This is a genomic window from Bacillus sp. LR--39, assembly GCF_053613335.1.
In genome coordinates this window covers 1-1,508 of record NZ_JBSIOT010000127.1, presented here as the reverse complement: position 1 = coordinate 1,508, position 1,508 = coordinate 1, and the positions used below count along the sequence as shown (strand labels likewise).

General features: G+C 49.9%; 2 pseudogenes. Both read left to right on the top strand.

Going from position 1 to position 1,508, the window contains the following annotated elements:
• Positions 1-1,072 (top strand): annotated as a pseudogene (gene srfAC / locus ACWHAR_RS21010) (surfactin non-ribosomal peptide synthetase SrfAC); the annotation flags it as partial.
• Positions 1,073-1,100: 28 nt separating this feature from the next.
• Positions 1,101-1,508, top strand: a pseudogene (gene srfAD, locus ACWHAR_RS21005) (surfactin biosynthesis thioesterase SrfAD); the annotation flags it as partial.

The window sequence follows — 1,508 nt, the reverse complement described above, 5'->3', positions numbered from 1 at the left end:
GGCGCACCTGAAAAAACAGCTTCCTGCTTACATGGTGCCGCAAACCTTTACCTTCTTGGATGAGATTCCTTTAACGACGAACGGGAAAGTCAATAAACGGCTGCTCCCAAAACCTGATCAGGATCAGCTGGCGGAAGAATGGATTGGACCGCGGAACGAGATGGAAGAAACAATCGCACAAATATGGTCTGAGGTTCTCGGCAGAAAGCAAATTGGCATTCATGACGATTTCTTTGCGCTCGGAGGGCATTCCTTAAAGGCAATGACCGCCGCTTCCCGCATCAAGAAAGAGCTCGGGATTGATCTTCCAGTAAAGCTTTTGTTTGAAGCGCCGACGATCGCCGGCATTTCAGCGTATGTGAAAAACGGGGGTCCCGATGGCCTGCAGGATGTAACGATAATGAATCAGGATCAGGAGCAGATCATTTTCGCATTCCCGCCGATCTTGGGCTATGGCCTTATGTAACAAAATCTGTCCAGCCGCTTGCCGTCATACAAGCTGTGCGCCTTTGATTTTATTGAGGAGGAAGACCGGCTTGACCGCTATGCGGATTTGATCCAGAAGCTGCAGCCGGAAGGGCCTTTAACATTGTTTGGATATTCAGCGGGATGCAGCCTGGCGTTTGAAGCTGCGAAAAAGCTTGAGGGACAAGGCCGTATTGTTCAGCGGATCATCATGGTGGATTCCTATAAAAAACAAGGTGTCAGTGATCTGGACGGACGCACGGTTGAAAGTGATGTCGAAGCGTTGATGAATGTCAATCGGGACAATGAAGCGCTCAACAGCGAAGCCGTCAAACAAGGCCTCAAGCAAAAAACACATGCTTTTTACTCATACTACGTCAGCCTGATCAGCACAGGCCAGGTGAAAGCAGATATTGATCTGTTGACTTCCGGCGCTGCTTTTGACATGCCGGAATGGCTTGCATCATGGGAAGAAGCTACAACGGGTGCTTACCGTATGAAAAGAGGCTTCGGAACACACGCAGAAATGCTGCAGGGCGAAACGCTAGATAGGAATGCGGAGATTTTGCTCGAATTTCTTAATACACAAACCGTAACGGTTTCATAAAAGAAGTGATGAAAGGAGGAGACAGCCAATGAGCCAACTCTTCAAATCATTTGATGCGTCGGAAAAAACGCAGCTCATCTGTTTTCCGTTTGCTGGCGGCTACTCGGCGTCGTTTCGCCCTCTCCATGCTTTTTTGCAGGGGGAGTGCGAGATGCTCGCTGCCGACCCGCCGGGACACGGCACGAATCAAACGTCAGCCATTGAGGATCTCGAAGAGCTGACAGATTTGTACAAGCAAGAACTGAACCTTCGCCCTGATCGGCCGTTTGTGCTGTTCGGACACAGTATGGGCGGAATGATCACCTTCAGGCTGGCGCAAAAGCTTGAGCGTGAGGGCATCTTTCCGCAGGCGGTTATCATTTCTGCAATCCAGCCGCCTCATATTCAGCGGAAGAAAGTGTCCCACCTGCCTGATGATCAGTTTCTCGATCATATT